This window comes from Prosthecobacter sp. GW821-HT29F12 (assembly GCF_058803405.1).
Map to the genome: position 1 here is coordinate 5,191,592 of NZ_CM179517.1, position 16,456 is coordinate 5,208,047.

16 protein-coding genes are annotated in these 16,456 nt (G+C 61.5%); 2 read left to right on the forward strand and 14 right to left on the reverse strand.

The annotated features are described in order from the left end of the window. Positions 1-4: 4 nt before the first annotated feature. Positions 5-1,252, forward strand: a complete 1,248-nt coding sequence (locus AC3RLQ_RS21330) for an MFS transporter (RefSeq protein ID WP_493030657.1) — start codon at positions 5-7, stop codon at positions 1,250-1,252. Here the strand turns inward: AC3RLQ_RS21330 and AC3RLQ_RS21335 are convergent. The 13 genes from AC3RLQ_RS21335 to AC3RLQ_RS21395 form a co-directional block, all read right to left on the reverse strand. Next, positions 1,246-2,655 (reverse strand): outer membrane protein assembly factor BamB family protein, encoded by a 1,410-nt coding sequence (locus tag AC3RLQ_RS21335; protein ID WP_493030658.1) that lies wholly within the window; start codon positions 2,653-2,655, stop codon positions 1,246-1,248. The two genes, AC3RLQ_RS21330 and AC3RLQ_RS21335, sit on opposite strands and share 7 nt — an antisense overlap. A gap of 47 nt (positions 2,656-2,702) precedes the next feature. After that, positions 2,703-3,848, reverse strand: coding sequence for a sialate O-acetylesterase (locus AC3RLQ_RS21340; RefSeq protein ID WP_493030660.1), 1,146 nt, complete (start codon positions 3,846-3,848; stop codon positions 2,703-2,705). An 83-nt stretch (positions 3,849-3,931) separates the two neighbouring features. Continuing rightward, positions 3,932-5,104, reverse strand: coding sequence for a sialidase family protein (locus tag AC3RLQ_RS21345; RefSeq protein ID WP_493030662.1), 1,173 nt, complete (start codon positions 5,102-5,104; stop codon positions 3,932-3,934). Positions 5,105-5,206: 102 nt separating this feature from the next. Further along, on the reverse strand, positions 5,207-5,656 hold the full coding sequence (locus AC3RLQ_RS21350; RefSeq protein ID WP_493030663.1) for an EF-hand domain-containing protein: 450 nt from the start codon (positions 5,654-5,656) through the stop codon (positions 5,207-5,209). Positions 5,657-5,671: 15 nt separating this feature from the next. Beyond that, complete coding sequence (locus AC3RLQ_RS21355) at positions 5,672-6,655, reverse strand: peptidyl-alpha-hydroxyglycine alpha-amidating lyase family protein (RefSeq protein WP_493030664.1); 984 nt, start codon at positions 6,653-6,655, stop codon at positions 5,672-5,674. Next, positions 6,652-7,308, reverse strand: a complete 657-nt coding sequence (locus AC3RLQ_RS21360; RefSeq protein WP_493030665.1) for a 3-keto-alpha-glucoside-1,2-lyase-like domain-containing protein — start codon at positions 7,306-7,308, stop codon at positions 6,652-6,654. Before AC3RLQ_RS21360 ends, AC3RLQ_RS21355 begins: the two co-directional genes overlap by 4 nt. Before the next feature lie 44 nt (positions 7,309-7,352). Further along, entirely contained in the window at positions 7,353-8,993 is a 1,641-nt protein-coding gene (locus AC3RLQ_RS21365; protein WP_493030666.1) for a sulfatase family protein, read from the reverse strand. After that, positions 8,990-10,534 carry a sulfatase family protein gene (locus tag AC3RLQ_RS21370; RefSeq protein WP_493030668.1) on the reverse strand — a complete coding sequence of 515 codons (1,545 nt, stop codon included), beginning with the start codon at positions 10,532-10,534 and terminating at the stop codon, positions 8,990-8,992. Before AC3RLQ_RS21370 ends, AC3RLQ_RS21365 begins: the two co-directional genes overlap by 4 nt. A 69-nt stretch (positions 10,535-10,603) precedes the next feature. Continuing rightward, positions 10,604-12,457 carry a protein kinase domain-containing protein gene (locus AC3RLQ_RS21375; protein ID WP_493030669.1) on the reverse strand — a complete coding sequence of 618 codons (1,854 nt, stop codon included), beginning with the start codon at positions 12,455-12,457 and terminating at the stop codon, positions 10,604-10,606. Positions 12,458-12,465: 8 nt separating this feature from the next. After that, positions 12,466-13,209 carry an RNA polymerase sigma factor gene (locus tag AC3RLQ_RS21380; protein WP_493030670.1) on the reverse strand — a complete coding sequence of 248 codons (744 nt, stop codon included), beginning with the start codon at positions 13,207-13,209 and terminating at the stop codon, positions 12,466-12,468. A gap of 78 nt (positions 13,210-13,287) precedes the next feature. After that, on the reverse strand, positions 13,288-13,533 hold the full coding sequence (locus tag AC3RLQ_RS21385; protein WP_493030671.1) for a hypothetical protein: 246 nt from the start codon (positions 13,531-13,533) through the stop codon (positions 13,288-13,290). Between the two features lie 37 nt (positions 13,534-13,570). After that, a complete protein-coding gene (locus tag AC3RLQ_RS21390; protein WP_493030673.1) occupies positions 13,571-13,873 on the reverse strand; it encodes a hypothetical protein in 303 nt (100 codons plus the stop codon). A gap of 46 nt (positions 13,874-13,919) precedes the next feature. Next, complete coding sequence (locus tag AC3RLQ_RS21395; protein ID WP_487686803.1) at positions 13,920-14,078, reverse strand: hypothetical protein; 159 nt, start codon at positions 14,076-14,078, stop codon at positions 13,920-13,922. Positions 14,079-14,345: 267 nt separating this feature from the next. Here AC3RLQ_RS21395 and AC3RLQ_RS21400 point away from each other — a divergent pair, with 267 nt between their 5' ends. Next, the gene (locus tag AC3RLQ_RS21400; RefSeq protein WP_493030674.1) at positions 14,346-14,849 is read left to right on the forward strand and encodes a hypothetical protein; all 504 of its coding nucleotides are present in this window, start codon (positions 14,346-14,348) and stop codon (positions 14,847-14,849) included. A 5-nt stretch (positions 14,850-14,854) separates the two neighbouring features. Here the strand turns inward: AC3RLQ_RS21400 and AC3RLQ_RS21405 are convergent, their stop codons facing one another. Then, positions 14,855-16,414, reverse strand: coding sequence for a WD40 repeat domain-containing protein (locus AC3RLQ_RS21405; protein ID WP_493030675.1), 1,560 nt, complete (start codon positions 16,412-16,414; stop codon positions 14,855-14,857). Between the last annotated feature and the right edge of the window lie 42 nt (positions 16,415-16,456).

A 16,456-nucleotide genomic window follows, 5' to 3' on the forward strand; every position in this document is an offset into this window, starting at 1 on the left:
TACCATGAAACCCACCCGGACCCGCTTCATCGTACTCGCAGGCATCTGCGCGGGGGCGGCGCTGGCGTATTTCACGCGCAATGGCGTGGGCCCGGCGGAGAGCACCATCCGTGCGGAGCTCGGCATCACCAAGGAGCAGTCGGGCATGCTCATGAGCTCGTTCTTCTGGCCGTATGCGCTGTGCCAGATCCCTGCGGCCATGCTGGCGCAGCGGCTGGGCTCGCGCTGGTCGTTGTCGCTGTATGGCGTGCTGTGGTCACTGGCCACGGCATGTCTGGCCTGGGGAAACCTGGCCGTGATGACGGGCGCACGCGCCTTCATGGGCATGGCGCAGGCGGGACTGGTGCCGGTGGGCACCACGGTGATGGCGCGCTGGTTTCCACGCACGGCCCAGGCTTCGGCCTCGGGTGCTTTCAGCGGCTTCATGTCCGTGGGCAGCATCATCGCCGCGCCGCTGACGGCCTGGCTCGTGGTGAGCATCGGCTGGCGCTGGATGTTCGTGTGGTATGCCGTGCCCGGGGTGCTGTGGGCGGCGTGGTTTGCGATTTGGTACCGGAACCGACCGGCGGAGCATCCGGCGGTGAATGCCACCGAACGCGCACAGATCGAGCAGGACGCGCCGCATGAGCCCGCAGAAACTCCGCGTGTGCCGTGGGGGCTGCTGCTGCGGAGTCCGGCGCTGTGGTGTCTATGCATCCAGCAGTTCTGCCGTGCTGCAGGGTACATTTTCTTTGCCAGCTGGTTTGCCACCTACCTGCAGGAGGCACGCGGAGTGACCATCCTTGGCTCCGGCTGGCTCACCACACTGCCGCTGCTGGCCGATGTGACGGGCTGCATGGCTGGCGGCGTGCTGTCAGACGTGCTGCTGCGTCGCACGGGCAGCCAGCGCCTCGCCCGGCAGGGCCTGACCGCCACCGCCCTGCTGCTGTGTGCCGGATTGATTTTCTGCGCCTGGTTCGTCGCGAATCCGGTGATTGCCGTGCTGGTGATCAGCGCCGGCATGTTCTGCGCCGCCACCGCCAATCCATGCCTCGGCGCCACCGTGATGAACATCGGCGGCCCTCATGTGGCCACCCTCAGCGCGACGACCAACATGTGCGGCAATCTGGGTGCCGCAGCATTCCCCATCCTCGTGCCCTGGCTGCTGGCCCACGCCGGTGGCTGGAATGCCGTGCTGGCCGGCTTTGGCGCACTCTACATCATTGCCGCCGTGTTCTGGCTGCTGATTCGAAATGAGCGCATCTCTCAGTGACCAAACGCGCACAAGTGCTTGTTGGTGCGCACATAGATCACACCATCGACAATGGCAGGCGAGGCGAACACAGGCGCCTTGAGGTCGTTCTTCGCCAGCACCTTCAGCGTATCGCTCGCCGCATCGAGCACGGAGATCACACCGCGTTGCGACGTCACATACACGCGGCCATCAGCGGTCACCGCAGAAGCATAGTACTCGCCGGAAGCATCAAGCCGTTCGGCTTGGAAGATCGGGCTGCCGCTCTTCGCATCATACGCTGAGGCCAGCCCGCCACCTTTCACGGTGAAGACGCGCCCGTTCGCAATGACCGGAGAAAACACATACGGCAGCTGCTTCGTTTGCCGCCAGATCACATGCGTATCCGTGATGTCGCCACTGCCACCGGCCTTGATGGCAAAGAGCTGGTTCGCCGCCTTGGCAAAGATGTCGCGCATGGCGTCATACTCGGCCTGGTTGACGGTGCCGTTCTTGTCGGCGTCGATGATCGTGAAGCGGTCACGCAAGGGCCCCTCGGGAAACTCCTTCTCGCTCAGCAGACCGTTTTTGTCCGCGTCATGCGCAGCAAGGAAAGCGTCATGCGGCTCCATTTCCACGCGGTCATCCGGATCCCCGCCCGCGTTCCAGCCGCAGACGATCAGCACATCCCCCACCGCAATGGGGCTCGTGTTCGACACACGTGCCATGCCACTGGCAGACCAGCGCAGTTTGCCGTCCTTGAGATCGTAGCTGCGCGTCCGGAGTGATCCGCTCACGATGAGTTCTTCAATGCCGTCATGCCGCCAAACAAACGGCGTGGAAAAGCTGCGGCGGAATTCGCTGCGGTCCACGCGCCACACGGGCTCACCCGACTTCACATCCAGTGCGATCATGTAGCTGCCCACATCCTGATCCGCCACGATGATCACCTTGCCATCCGCAATGATGGGCGAGGCGCTGGTGCCAAACTCCACGATCGGCGGTGGCAGCGGCTTCTGCCACAGCACCTTTCCATTCCAGTCATACGCCAGCACGCCATAGGAGCCGAAGTAGGCGATCAAGCGCTCGCCATCCGTGCAGCACGTCGGCGTGGCCGGGCTGCCAATGCGGTGCGCACCTTCCACCTTCTCCGCCGGAGCCGCCGCACGCCACAGTTCATGCCCATCCTTCCGGCTCAGGCAAATCGTCACCAGCTTGCCGCCATCCAGTCCCGTGAGCGCGATCTTGTCCTGCCAGAGGCACGGCGACGAATGCCCAAACGGCACCTCCACCTGCCACTTCAGATTCTGCGTGCTCGAAAACTCCACCGGCGGTTTCCCCGTGCCAAGCCCAAGCCCGCCCTCCCCGCGAAACTGCGGCCAGTTGGATTCCGCGAAGCCGGTGGTGATGAAAAGCGTGGTGAGCAGAAAGTGTCGCAGGAGCATGAGCATAAGAAGCGAGCGGCAGGCGCGAGTCTTTCGCGCAGAACACTTCATTTCAACTCCCGCTCCAGCCAGGGGATGATTTGCGCGGCCCAACGGCTGCCATGCTCACGCAGGCCTGCGCCGCTGAAATGCACGCCCTTGCCCTGTCGCTCGCGCAGTTCGCCCTTGAGGGCATCGCTGTCCGGTCCTGCGAGAGCGATGCCGTCTCGCCACAGGGATGCCAGTGCCGAGCGGATGTCGGGGGAGGCTTCATCTCCTGGCACATGGTAGCTGACCTGGGCGACAAACCACGGGGCCTTCCAGCCGATGTCGCGGCGGGAGCTGGTGATGATGTTCTCCAGATACTCACGATACAACTTTCCTGGCAGTGTACGATTTGGGTCCCTCTGGTTCGCATCACTCTCGCCCTGATGCCAGAGCACAGCGCGAAAGCCATACGGGCCGGCGCCCTGCATGAGCTGAAGCAATCTGGCATAGGCCGTACCATTGCTTTCCCACGCACCGCCGGGGAGCTTCTGCACACGGGATTCAATCGTGGGAGGTTGCGGAAACGGCACGCCTTTCGGCAGCCATTCCCGCACACTGGTCGCCCCAATACCACAGGGGATGAAGGCGACCGGGACATTGAATTTCTTCACCAGTGCATCGCCGAGCGGCGGCATGAAGCTGCCGCCCTGGCCGCTGGCACCGGGCTGCGGATCGTTCGCAAGCTGCCAGCGCCGGCCATCACAGACCGAGACACGACCTGTCTGCGTGGATTGCTTTTCTTCACCGTGGTTCGCCGAGTTTGACTGACCGGCGACAATGAAAATCTCACCAATGCCGACGTGTTCGACCGTCGCTTCTTCGATCACCTTGCCATTCAGCTTGGTGCGAAGTTCGAGCCGGTGCCAGCCACCTGCGGGCAGTTCATATTCTGCTCGGAATGACAAGTCATTGATCGCGACATTGAGCGGTATCCAGCCACTGGTTTGTCCATTCACCACAGATCGTACCAAGACCTCGTTCGGCATCTGTGCGAACACGCCGGAGATCGTGATGTTCCCTTGGTGCGCATCCCTGCGTTGAAAGACCTGGTAATCGAGCGGTGCGTTGAGTTTGAGCTGGGCAGGCGCGGCTTCGGGTGGTGTGGTTTGCGCATGCAGCTTGCACAGCGCAAAGAGGAAGACAGACAGGAGCAGAAAACATTTCATGGCAGGATCGCAATGTAGCGCAGTGCCGTGCTGCTGCACAAGGAGCACGGAATTCATTCCGCGCTCCCCTCCTTGAGCCGCCCTCACTCGATCCGCCACGTGGCCTGCCTCAGCACCGCCAGCTTCGGCTCCTTCATCGTCTCATACCACACGCTCAGCAGCGTCCCATCGGCCAGCTCGACGGTGCTGGGATAACCGAGATCACCACCGATGCCATCGCCGGAGAGGATCATGGCTTCGCTCCAGGTCTGCCCGTTGTCGCTGCTGATGCGGGCCTGATTGCCATAAGGCTTGCGGCGGTGGCCGTAGGTCATGACAAGGCGGCCGTCGCGCAGGCGCAGCAGATGGGAGGGCAGCCCCCACACGCCGATGCTGTGCGGTTCGCTCCAGGTCTTGCCTCCATCCTTGGACTCGGTCTGCAGCGTCTCACCCTTGTTGGCATCGTTGTGATTGCGGATCTGCGCAATCAGCGTGCCGTCCGCAGCCTCGACCGCATGCAGTTCGTGATACGACCTGACAGCGTTATCGCCTTTGCGCGTGGGGATTTCCGCCAGCCACTGCCAGGTCTGGCCGTCATCCTTCGACTCCGCCACTCCGACCTTCTTATCGGTCGTCCAGAGCTGCTTGCCCGCATACAGCAGGCGTCCATCCTTGAGCTGGATGGGACCATGCGGACTGTTCACAATGGTAGGGATGCGGGTGGACCAGGACTTGCCACCATCGGTCGAGCGGATCACCCATTCGCCGAGCTCCGCTTTGCGCTCTTCATCATTGAGGCGCTCGTGCGCGGCCTTCCACTTCACAAACTGCTCCTGCGGCATGGTTTTCGAGGTCCAGCCCTTGTCCGTGTGCTCGGCAAAGGTGCTGGCCTTCTTGAAATGATCTTCATAGGCCAGCGAGGTGAAGGTGCTGACAATGAGAGAGCCCTTCGCGGTTTCCAGCACACCGGAGTCACGGTCATCCGTTGCCGTGTCCAGCAGCACACGCGGCCAGGTCCAGGTGGCGCCATTGTCATGCGAAGTCATCGCATGCACCTGACCAAAGGGGCACACATGCGATTCACGACCACCGGACCACGAAACCCACAGCTCGCCATTCTGCCTGCGCACCACAGTCGGCCAGCCATGATAAAACTCCGGCTGTTGAGAGATCACCTTGGTCTCAATGATCTTCGCTACAGGTGAGGCCCCACGCGCGATGAACGGAAAGGCAAGTGCGGAGGTCGTGGTGGCAAGAAAGCGGCGACGATTGGTCATAGTGCCATAGATTACGCGCCCCCTCTGTTTGCTTTCGCAGCAAACCCTTGGTCCGATCATCAGACCAGCGGGAGATGTGCGGTTCGCACAAGGCAACAATGTCTACTTCGACACCATCTTTACCGGCAGCTCGGACAATTCGGCGGGTGTGAGGCTGGCGTTTTTGTCGGCATCGAGCTTGGTGAAGATGCCATCGGTGAGCGTGTCGAATTCCTTGCGATTGACGGCCTTGTCACCGTCCTGGTCGAGCGTGAGCAGTGCCTGCTTGATGAGGGCCACGAGGATCACCCCGCCGATGTCTCCGGCCTCCGCCGCTATGTCATCGCTCAGGCCATCCACTTCGTCGGGCTTGATCGAGCCGTCGCGATTGGTATCCAACTTGTCAAAACTGCCGGTGATGCCGCCCTGCCATTCCCCTTGGTCAAGGATGCCGTCAGCATTGGTGTCAAACTCATGCGCGATGAGCGTGGCGAGTGATTCACCACCCGGCACCGCAGCACGCAGCGTGTGCGCACCGAGCAAAACCAGGGATACGGCAAGAAGGTGTTTCATGGCGTGCCCATACTATCACTCCGCCTCTTTCTTGCGTACAAATTTCTGCACCCGCGCGCCAGTGCCTTCAGCGACATAGACCGCACCGTCCGGGCCAACCGCAATGTCATGCCCGAGCTGAAACTGCCCAGCTGCTTGGCCGTGGCTGCCAAAGGTCTCAACTACCCGCCCGGTAGGATCCAGCTCCACCGCCTTGCCCCGTAGCTGCGGCTGCAAAGAGGGAGAACCGCCATCAATGACGAAGAGATGGCCGTCGGGACCGGTGGCGATGCCATACGGTTTGCCGATCTGCGGGCCTTTCCATTCATGCTGGAATGCCCCCTTCGCATCGAAGACCTGCAACCGTTCATTCTCGCGGTCGCAGACGATGACGCGTCCCTGCGCATCCACGGTGACGCCATGCGGCAGATGAAACTCGCCCGGCCCACGGCCTTTCGTGCCCCATTGAAAATCAAAGCGGCCGTCAGCGGTGAATTTCATTACGCGCGTGTTTTGGTAGCCGTCGCTCACGTAAAAAGAGCCGTCTGCAAGCACCGCCACATCCGTGGGCAGATTGAAATGCTTGTCATCGCTGCCGGGCACACCCGCCTCGCCCAAGCTGAGCAGCACCTCACCAGTCGGCGAACATTTGAAGACCTGATGCAAGCCCACATCCGTGAGCCAGAGATTGCTCTCATGATCCACAGTCAGCCCATGCGGCATGATGAAGCGCTTCGCCCCCCAGCTATTGAGAAACCGTCCCGTCGCGCCATCGAACACGCTCACAGTCGGCGCAGCGATGGCCTCTTTGGGAAAGGGCTTCGACCACACCCGGCCGCTGCGGTGAAAGACGAACACCCGGTTCTGCGCATCGACCCCGACCCCGGCACACAGCCCGAGCACATGCCCCTCTGGCAACTGAGGCCAGCCAGGGACAACCTCATGCTGGGATTGCGCGAAAGACGCCGTGGCGAGGAGACCGAGGAAGAAGATGAAGCGCATGAAAAAGTAAAAACTCACTTCAACTTCGAAACCTTCACATCATCCACATCCGCCGACTTGTTCACCGCCAGGGTGATCATGCGTTTCGTGGGGTGAGCGATGCCTTCGCTGCTGAAGGAAACAGCTTCCAGATCGTCAATGCGGACGGTCATCTGATCGCCGACGATCTTGATGTTCATGCTGTGCCACTCGTTGGGCTTGAGGTCGAGCTTGAAGGACTTGGTTTTGGATTTGAGCAGCGCGGCGAGTTCAGGTGACTTGTCACCTTTCTCGCGGCGGGCGCGGATCTCATTGTCCATGCCTCCGGTCTTGGAGTCCGTGAGCGTGACCGCCTTGTTGGTCACACGCGCGATGCAGAGATGTCCCGCATGCACGGTCTTGATCTCACGATCCACGAAATCGACGCCGAGATCATCGCCCTCGCCAAGCCTGAACTTCAACTGCACAATTCCATCCTGAAACTCCACCGCGTGAAAAATGGCCACGCCATGGTCGGCCTCGGCATGCTTGGTCACGTGCATGTAGCCGTCGATGAGATCCACCTGCTGATGCCCCTTGGCGCGCCACGCGCTGTTGCTGGTCCAGCCGTTGCCGATGTCCTCTTTGCCCGGCGTGGCCTCGTCACGGGAGAATTCGTCGGAAAAGACCGGGGTGATGAAGTCGGCGCGCAAAGAGAGTCAAACAGTGAGGAAGATGAGGATTCGTTTCATGAGCATCAGCGTTTGGGAGGATTCGGCACGGTGCTGGCAGTGTATTCCGCAGCGTCAATGGAGCCGTTGCCATCCACATCACGGGCTTTGAACCATGCGGAGGCATCGGCGGGATCGCGTTTGGCGCTGAACTCCTCACGACTGAGTTTGCCATCATGATCGGTGTCGAGCCTCTTGAACTGCTCGGCGCGGTTGGGATTGTTTTTCGCCTGCGCCTTGCCCTTGGGCCTCGCCTCACCAGCGATGGGCAGCGGCAGATAATCGAAGTCGAGAATCATCTTCCTTTGGAGCGCAGTCTTCAGCTCCAGCGTGGCTTCCTCCAGACCTTTCTGGCCGTAGAGATTGTGCAGCTCATTCGGGTCGTCCTTGAGGTCGTAAAGTTCATACACAGGGCGCGGACTGGTGAACCAGAGATCTTCAAACTCGGTCGCCAGCGTCTTGTCCTCGTGCGCTTGGGTGATGTCCTTCCAGCTCGGATCGCCCGCACTGTCCACAGGCGTGTAGCGCAGGTTCGGGGTGACGTTGTAGATGAGTTTGTAGCGCGTGCTGCGCACGCAGCGGCTGTAGTCCACGCCGCTGGCGGTGGTGCTTTCATTGAAGGTGGCGCTGCCATGCGGACCGCGTTCGGCGAAGATGTGCTGGCGCTCCTTTTCAAACTTCGCGCCTCTGAGCAGCGGCAGAAAGCTCACGCCACTGATGCGCTCGGGCACCGGCAGTCCGGCGGCTTCGAGGCAGGTGGGCGCGATGTCCTCCCCAGAGATCAGCGCGCTGGAGTCACCGCCCGGTTTGATCACACCCGGCCACCACGCGAGCAGCGGCACGTTCAATCCGGGATCATGCAGCGAGCCTTTGCCACTGGGGAAGGCCATGCCGTTGTCTCCCATGAAAATGATGAGCGTGTTCTCCAGTCCGGCGCGCTCTTTGACGATGTCGAGCACGCGCTGAAAATCGCCGTCGCAGTGCTCGATCTCCCCTTCGTAGGCGGAGAGATCGCTGCGCACGCCGGGCAGGTCCGGCAAAAAGCCGGGCACCTTGAGCTTGGCTGGGTCCGGTGGATTTTTCCCGGTGTTCCAAGCATGATGCGGATCACTGAACCCGACCCACAGGAAGTAAGGCTTGTCCTTCGGCCGCTGGTCAAAGAACTCATTCATCTTCGCCGGCACATTCTCCTGACCGCTCGCATCGACGTAGTTGAAGCGATCCTTGAAGGTGACCATGTGATGCTCATCAAACACCTGCGCGGATGCCTCCGGGCCGCGCCCCGAACCATCGAGATGATACGTCCGTCCGCAGCAGCCAACAAAGTAGCCTGCGTTCTTCCGCAAGATCTCCGGAAAGGTGATCTCATCCCGCGGCAGCGGTGATGAAAACCGCGTGATGCGGCAGGCCACCGGCGAGCGCCCGGTCATAATCGTGGCACGCGAAGGCACGCACTGCGGCGCACCCGTGAACATGCGCCGGCACATGATCCCCTCGGCGGCAAATCGGTCGAGGTTCGGAGTCTTCATTTCCTCACGTCCGTAGCAGTGGATGAAGGGATAGCTGTGATCATCCGAGAGAATGAAAAGAATATTCGGAGCAGCCGAATAGGATGAATGCAGGCTGATGAACGACGAAACGAGAATGAGCAGAAAAGAAAATCTCATGGCAGGACGGGCTTGGGTTCAATGTCGCTGGGGTTGATCCATCCGGCCTTCATGGGCTTGCCGCTCATGAACTTCTCGTAGAAGCCAACGTTCGCCTTGGAGGCGTGCTCGTATTTGTCGAAGATCTCGCCCTGCCCAAACATGCGCGGATCACCCTGTGCTTTGAGCTCGGTGTGAAGCTGCTCACGCAGTGCTGTGGCGCGTGGATCAGCGGGCGAGTTCTTCACGAAATCGGGGTCGGACTTGAGGTCATAGAACTCGGCGCCAGGGCGCAGGCCAAAGCAGAGCTGCCAGAAAGGATCGGCGGGATTTTTGCGGTGCGCATCAAGGATGAAGCTCTTGGTGGCGCCAGCATCGCAGTCCATGTAGCCGGTCTCGGGATTGCCCCCGGGCCAGCGCGAGGGCTCGAAGTTTTCGACAAAGACACTGTCCTTCGTCACGATGGCGCGGATGGGGTAGCCCCAGTCATGCGGGCGGCCCACATCGGTGCGCTCCTTGCCGAGGAGCACATGATCGCGCACATGCGCAGGCTTGTTGGCAAAGAGATCCGTGAGGCTGCGGCCCGGTGACTCCGCCATGCCGGTGTCCGCCCACTTCATGCCCGCCACTTCAACGAGGGTCGGCGCGAGATCAACAAAGCTCACGAAATCGCTCAGCGTGCGGCCCGGCTGCAGGATGCCCTTCTTCCACATCATCGCCAGCGGCACATGGTTGGCCTGCACGTTCGCGTTGCCTTTGCTGCGCGGGAAGGGCATGCCGTGGTCTGCGGTGACGATGACGAGCGTGTTGTCCAGCAGGCCGCGTTTTTCGAGATCAGCGATCATTCGCCCGAGGTGCTTGTCGAAGTGCTCCACCTCAAAGGCGTAATCGAGCATGTCATTGCGGATCACCTCGTTGTCCGGCCAGTAGGCAGGCACGTGGTCAATGTCCGTGAGCTTCTTGCCGCCCTTCGCCACACCGCTGCCAAATTCATACCCACGGTGCGGCTCCACGCTGCCATACCAAAAGCACCAGGGCTTGTCAGCCGGCGCGGCATTGAGGAAGTCGCTGAAGTTCGCCGCGTAGTCGCAGTTCAGAATCTCAGGCGTGGGTGCCTCCGCTCTGCGTTTGTTGTAGGGCGTGCCCGTCATCTGGCGAGGCTTGCCATTCGCATCCACCGCCACGCCGGGGCCCCAGCCCTTGGTGGTGTAGCCCACATTCCAGCCCTTCTCCGCCAGGGCCTCGCCCCAGCCTTTGAACTCCGGCGGGAAGTAGCAGATGTGATTCGCCGCTTCTTTGAGCTGCCATGAATTGCGCCCCGTGAGGATGCACGCACGTGAAGGCGCGCACTTCGCATTCGGCGTGTAGGCCTGGCTGAAGAGCAGCCCCTCCTTCGCCACGCGGTCAAAGTTCGGCGTCTTCACCCATGGCGTGCCATAGGCGCTCGCATGCGGCCCCCAGTCATCAGCAATGGCAAAGAGGATGTTTGGCGGCGGCTCTGCCGCGAATGACGAAGCCAAAACTAAAAATGACGAAAGGATGAGGGCTGCTGGTTGGCGCATGGCGAGGGAACGATGCGCATGAGAGGTTCCTTCGGCAAATTGAAGGAGCATGCCTGATCGCCGCCGGGATCACCGTGCAAACATCTGCGCTGCTTTCTGGAGCAGCGGGTCGGCAGGAAGAATGGACTGGCCGCTGCGGATCACGGCGCGGGCTTCAGCAAGCTGATTGAGCTGGGCCAGTGCCGTGGCTTTGGCGCAGTAGGCACCCGGCAGGCAGGGATCGAGATCAAGCGCCTTGGACGCAGAGGTCTGCGCATCCGCGAACCGGTGCAGCTCAATGAGCGCATTGGCGCGGTTCACCCAGGCCTTGGCATACGCGGCATTGAGGGCGATGGCGCGGTCCGCACTGGCCAGCGCCTCTGCAGGCTTCTTCATGCGCCGCATGAGGATGGCGCGATTGTTCCAAGTGATCGCTGCGCCGGGCTGAGAGGCCACAATGGCATCCAGCACGCTGCAAGCCTGCTCCGCAGGCAGGAGCTCGATGAAGAGATGCGAGGTGCCATCGAGTTCGCCCATGCGGTTGAATTCGTAGGCGAGCTCCAGCGCCTGATCCAGCCAGCTCAAAGCATCCTCACGGCGGCCAAGACCCATCGCGGCCTGCGCTAGATTGGCCAGAGGGCCGGGTTCGTCAGGAGCGAGCTGGCGGGCTTTCGACGCGCTCAGAAATGCGGCATCAAAGTCGCGCCTCTCCATGTGGATGCAGCTTTGGATCTGATGCGCCTTCCAGTTGGCGGGGTTCAGGCGCAGCGCACGTTCAGCCTCGCCATGGGCTTTGCGCGGCTGACCGAGATTGAGCCAGGTCTGCGCGGCATTGACGAGGGCATCTGCCTGCAACGGCGAATCGGGAGCTGTCGTGATTGGAGGCGGTGCTCCGAGCAGGGAGCTAAACATGGTCTCCAAACGTGAAGCAATCACTTGGAAATTCGCGGGCCGTGCAGCGGGATCAATGGCGAGGCACTCCCGCAGCAGCGCGGCCAGCGGCTCCGGCATGCGGGCGGCGGTGCAGAGCTCTGCAGGGCGTGCTGCCTCCGGAAAGTGACCCAGCACCGCGCACAGCAGCGTGACGCCGTAAGCATACACGTCTGCCGCGGTGCTGCGGCCCGAACGCCGCGCGACCATCTCAGGAGCCATGAAGCCGTCCGTACCGGCGATGAGTCCCGCAGGACCGGTATCGCCTCCGGTGAGCGAAAGCCCGAAGTCGCTGACCTTCGCCACGCCATCAGCGGTGATCAGTACATTGGCAGGCTTCAGATCGCCATGCACCAGCTGCTCTTCTTTGAAGGCATGCGCAAGACCCCATGCCATGCCAAGGCCATGCTGCAGCGAGCTGCGCCAGTCCGTGCGGCCCTTCGCGATCTCCTCTGCCAAGGTGCGACCGCCGGTGATGTGCTCCATCACGAGGAAGGGAATGCGGTTGTGCATTTCCACGCCGTAGGCGAGCACGAGATTGGGATGCGGTGTGAGCGCCACGGAGTTCATCGCCTCCGCCACGAACTGCTCGCACAGCTCCGGATCAGTCAGATGCTGCGGCAGCGGGCTCTTCAAGGCGGCGAGCGAATCCCCTCGCTGATAAGTTTCCGGCCCGAGACTGCGGCAGAGGTACACCAGCCCGAAACCCCCATGCAGGATTTTGAGCACCTCATATTTCCCGCCGATGCAGGCTCCTGGCTGAAACGGCACCTGCTCCAAAAAACGGCACTCGTGCTGGAGTTGGCGGATGAGATCGGCCTCTTCCTGTGAGCCGCTGTCCAGCCCAAGCAAGTCTGCAAGACCGCCTGCCTCCAGCGCATTGCCGCGCTCCAGGCGTGCGATCACCGAACCACCCGGTGTCACGGCGGAACGCGCTTCACTCGCATCGATCAGCCCGCGCCTCAGGGCGGAAAGCAGATCGCGCAAGCTGCGGGAATTGGCATCGGGTGGCATGGCGGAATTCAAGCGGGGCGGCTGAGCGCGGCGAAGAGATCGCGAACCTCCGCGTCCACTTCATCGCTGTCCGTCGCATACTGGGAGATCTCCTCGCGCAGCAGCCGTTGGTAGGCGCGCCGTGCGGTGACGAGGCGGTTGGCCACTTCTTTTTCCGTGAGTCCAAACTCGGCCGCCATGTCGCGCTGCGAAGGTGCCGCGACGCCATCGAGAATGGGCAGAAGCATGAAGCGTTTGAAAATACTGAAGTGCGTCTGCTTGCCAGTGGCCTGGCACTCGCGGTCCAGAGCGTCCACCACACGTGCCAGGAGCATGCGCGCCCATGACTGGGTGAAGGCATCCTCCGGAGTGTGGTTGTCCACACCCATCACCGCAGCGCTGCCGCCTTCTTCAAGCACCTCGTCTGCGGAAATAAATCCGCCCGCTGGCCGCCGCTGCTGCGCCTGATCATGCCGGTGCGCATTAGCGGCGTAATGCTGAAGGGCGGAAAGCATCAGACGGCGAAAGCGCCCGCGTGCCGTCTCCGCCTTTTCAAACAATTGATGCTGCATGGAGTGGAGAAAGAAGTCCTGCACCAGATCCTCGGCCTTCTCATGTCCAAAGCCGCGCCGCGCGAGATAGGCCAGCACCGGCTTGCGATACAGCTGGTACAGCGTGCCGAGCACTTCGCTTTTGGTGGTTTCATCACCGTCTTTCAGCCGCGCCAGCTGTGACCAGCGCGTCTGCGGAAACATCTCGCCGTCGTTGCTCATGCAGTGCAGGCTACGAGGCAAAATGAAAACGGCAAGCCCGCATGGAACCGGGCTTGCCGTTGTGTTTGACGCGGCCTCTCAGGGAGCCGGCGGCGGCACCGGGTGGACCTCCAGGCGGATGCCGGGCGCTCTGCCAGACTCCTTGTATTCCTTGATGGCCTGTTCCGGCGTGCGCCCGCTGCCGGTTTCACGTGGAGGCTGCGCCTCGCTGATGCGCTCCACCAGTTTCTTGGCGGCGTCGAGCTTGTCATCGGAATCCGCTGCTGAGAGCGGAGCGTTGAGGCTGACAAGCAGGAGAAGCGCGAGATGGATTGATGTTTTCATGATGAGTAGAGATGAGGTGGTTTGATGCAGGGGCGGTTCAGGCAGGAATCATCGTTGTGCTGGCGGAAGACGGACGGGTGGGTTTCCCCGGCAGCCTGACGCACCCCTCGTCTGTCCCGGTCACTGCCAGCTGATCCCAGGGATCAGCGGTAGGTGGCAGCGGCACGCAGGGACGGCAGGGCTTGGGCAGTTCAGGAGTGGGCGCCGGGTAGATGGGTAGCGGACACAGCGGCAGCGGGCTGATGGGCAGCGGGCGGATCCATGTGTCAGCGTGGGCGCTCGGATGAAAGGCGAGTGTGGCGGCGGTGAGGAAGCAGAGGTGAAGCATTGATGTTTTCATGGGATGGAGTGGGTGAAGGGTGGAGGGTGGAGGGATGTGATGAGTCTTACCCGCGGACGGCGGCGACGGCGGTGGGCCCACGAGGGCGGGGTGGGTCTTTGCAGATTTCCTTGATGCGATCGGAGAGCGACTCGCCGGCCTGGGCTCCGGTGATGGAGGAGACGGCGACAAGGAGCAGCAGGGTTTGGATGAGTTTCGTTTTCATGGGATGCGGATGTTGTTTGTATTTTGTTGGTTAAGTTTGATCGGCTGATTTGCCTCTCTGCAGATGGATTACCGGTCCGTGTGCCGACTCTGCGTGAGGCTTGAAAATAATTTCACTTCGTGACGCAGAGACGGCTGCCCCATGTTTGCAGGAGGTGGATTGACGACTGCACCGCCGTCGATTATCCGATGGCATGTGTCAGTGCCGGATCATCACTCAGCGACAACTGCGCTGCTCCGGCTCTGCTGATTTCACCCTGCACTGATCATGGCTTACGACTGGGATGATGACCTCCAAAGGTTCTGCCGCTCCGCCAGCCGCGGACATGTGGATTCACCCAGCGAAGAATGGCTGGCAGAGAAGCTCAATCAGGCCGCTGCGCTGGCCAAGGCGGGCAACCTGCGTGAAGCCGCAAAGCTCATTGAAGAGATCCGCGCACGCGTGGTGGCCGTGCGTTTGTTTTTCAGCTGGGACGACGGGATTCTCTGCTTTGGCAATCTCATCCGTCTGATCCGTCGCATGTCACCGGAGACCCAGGTGCCGTCCGAATACCAGAAGCTGCTGGATGCCCAGCCCAGCCTGAAATGGGACGAAGACATGACCAAAAAACAAAAGGCCTTTTGGTATGGCTCATCAAATGCTGAGGTGGGTGGCACCCTCATGATCGGACCCGCCTCTGGGTCGTCTGGAAAGTCCGGCTGCGTAGTGATCGCGCTGGGTCTGCTAACTGGCAGCCTGGGACTGGCAGTGCTCTGCCTGCTGTGCCACTGAGGCTATCAAAGGCCGGTGTCCCACACCATAACAGCGCAGTCATGTCCTCCGCTCATGACACGTCCACCGGAAGGCGTAATTGCGCAGGCATTGATGGACATGCCCGGCTCATGGCCGCGCAGGCGGAGCCGGATGCTGCTTTTTGAATCGGCACCGACTTCGATGACACAAACCTCGGCGCCAGATCCTGCTGCCGCCCATTGGCCACCTGAAGCGAGCTGGAACCCCGTGAAATAATCGTCATTGGAATCAGCCAGGCGATCGATGATTTTGCCTTCCGTGACATCCATTACACACAGCTTGGACCCCGAAAGCACAAGAGCCTTCCAGCGCACGGACATAAAAGCAACCGCACTGATTGCACGTGCGGGAAAGTGGGCCGTTTTGGCCAGCTGTCCGTTGCTGGTATCCCAGACTTTGACCGTGTCTGCATGATCTCCGCCACCCGTGAGCGCCCACGCGCCATCGGGGGACAGGGCCACCGCAGCCACGCCTCCATTGAGAGTGCCTCCAAAGAAGCCTCCAAACTTCCGCACATGCGATCCTTTGACCGTGTCCCACAGCCGCGCGGTGCCGTCGCCACTGCCGGTGATCAACAGTCGTCCGCCAGCCGAGGCCGCGAGACTGAAGATGGTGAAGGAATGCTTGCGCAAGCAATGAAGCACCCGGCCGCTCGCCAGGTCCCAAATCCACAACGCACCGCTTTGACCCGCAGCGGCCACCCGTGATTCATCGCCCAGGAAAATCACGGAGGTGAGAAAGTTGCCATCCGCTTTCAAGGGCGGCAGTTCCTGTCCGGTCTCCAGGTTCCAGACGCGCACGAAAGAGTTCCAGCCGACAGACAGCCCGATGCGTCCATCACGCGAAATCGCCAAGGCCTCCACGTTGTTGTCGTGCGCCCGCTTGAACTGAAACCGCAGGTTGCACTGCGTCTTTGCCGCAGGTGCGGGAGCCGGCTGAGCCACGGTCGCCGACTGGCGCTGCTCCTGATGAAGCTCATCCAGAGAACGCAGCAGGGCCTCCCGCTTTTCCTCCACGTCTTCGACTGGCGCTGCCGGCAGATCATCACGCTCGCCAATGCCGGAGCAGGCGATGGCAAAGGTTTCCTGCAACCAGCGCCACGCGCGGTGCCGCTTGGGCTCGGCATCAGTTTTACGGACTTCATCCGCAAAGACGGAGAGCAGCTTGTCCTCGCTGTCGAAGAGCGTTTCGAGCGGCATGTCCGTCTCCAGCATCTCAAGCACAACCGCACCCAATTGCCCCGCCGTCGCGAGCAAGTCGCGCTCTCCTCCCGTGGCGCTTTCCAGCTCCGTTAACAGCCGGGTGATGCGCCGGCTGACCGCGAGCGCCTTGCGCCGGCGGTATTCACTGCGCGGCTCAAAAGGCATCAGCGCATCGCAGTGCGGACAGGCGATGGTGTAGTCTTCCAGCATGCGCCGCGCATTGGCAGGGTCCTTCAGCGCCGACATGCTGCCGATCATGTGCCGCGCACTGAGTTGGTCCGCAGTGAGCAGCGTGCTGCTCTGGCAATGCGGGCACTTGATTTGCCATTTTTTGTCGGACATCGGGTGCGGCGGGGTGAGGTTCAGAACAGAGCCGCGGCACAC

Coding starts and splice junctions, on each gene's coding strand:
- AC3RLQ_RS21330 (WP_493030657.1), top strand. CDS start 5: ATGAAACCCACCCGGACCCGCTTCATCGTACTCGCAGGCATCTGCGCG.
- AC3RLQ_RS21335 (WP_493030658.1), bottom strand. CDS start 2,655: ATGCTCCTGCGACACTTTCTGCTCACCACGCTTTTCATCACCACCGGC.
- AC3RLQ_RS21340 (WP_493030660.1), bottom strand. CDS start 3,848: ATGAAATGTTTTCTGCTCCTGTCTGTCTTCCTCTTTGCGCTGTGCAAG.
- AC3RLQ_RS21345 (WP_493030662.1), bottom strand. CDS start 5,104: ATGACCAATCGTCGCCGCTTTCTTGCCACCACGACCTCCGCACTTGCC.
- AC3RLQ_RS21350 (WP_493030663.1), bottom strand. CDS start 5,656: ATGAAACACCTTCTTGCCGTATCCCTGGTTTTGCTCGGTGCGCACACG.
- AC3RLQ_RS21365 (WP_493030666.1), bottom strand. CDS start 8,993: ATGAGATTTTCTTTTCTGCTCATTCTCGTTTCGTCGTTCATCAGCCTG.
- AC3RLQ_RS21370 (WP_493030668.1), bottom strand. CDS start 10,534: ATGCGCCAACCAGCAGCCCTCATCCTTTCGTCATTTTTAGTTTTGGCT.
- AC3RLQ_RS21375 (WP_493030669.1), bottom strand. CDS start 12,457: ATGCCACCCGATGCCAATTCCCGCAGCTTGCGCGATCTGCTTTCCGCC.
- AC3RLQ_RS21380 (WP_493030670.1), bottom strand. CDS start 13,209: ATGAGCAACGACGGCGAGATGTTTCCGCAGACGCGCTGGTCACAGCTG.
- AC3RLQ_RS21385 (WP_493030671.1), bottom strand. CDS start 13,533: ATGAAAACATCAATCCATCTCGCGCTTCTCCTGCTTGTCAGCCTCAAC.
- AC3RLQ_RS21390 (WP_493030673.1), bottom strand. CDS start 13,873: ATGAAAACATCAATGCTTCACCTCTGCTTCCTCACCGCCGCCACACTC.
- AC3RLQ_RS21395 (WP_487686803.1), bottom strand. CDS start 14,078: ATGAAAACGAAACTCATCCAAACCCTGCTGCTCCTTGTCGCCGTCTCC.
- AC3RLQ_RS21400 (WP_493030674.1), top strand. CDS start 14,346: ATGGCTTACGACTGGGATGATGACCTCCAAAGGTTCTGCCGCTCCGCC.
- AC3RLQ_RS21405 (WP_493030675.1), bottom strand. CDS start 16,414: ATGTCCGACAAAAAATGGCAAATCAAGTGCCCGCATTGCCAGAGCAGC.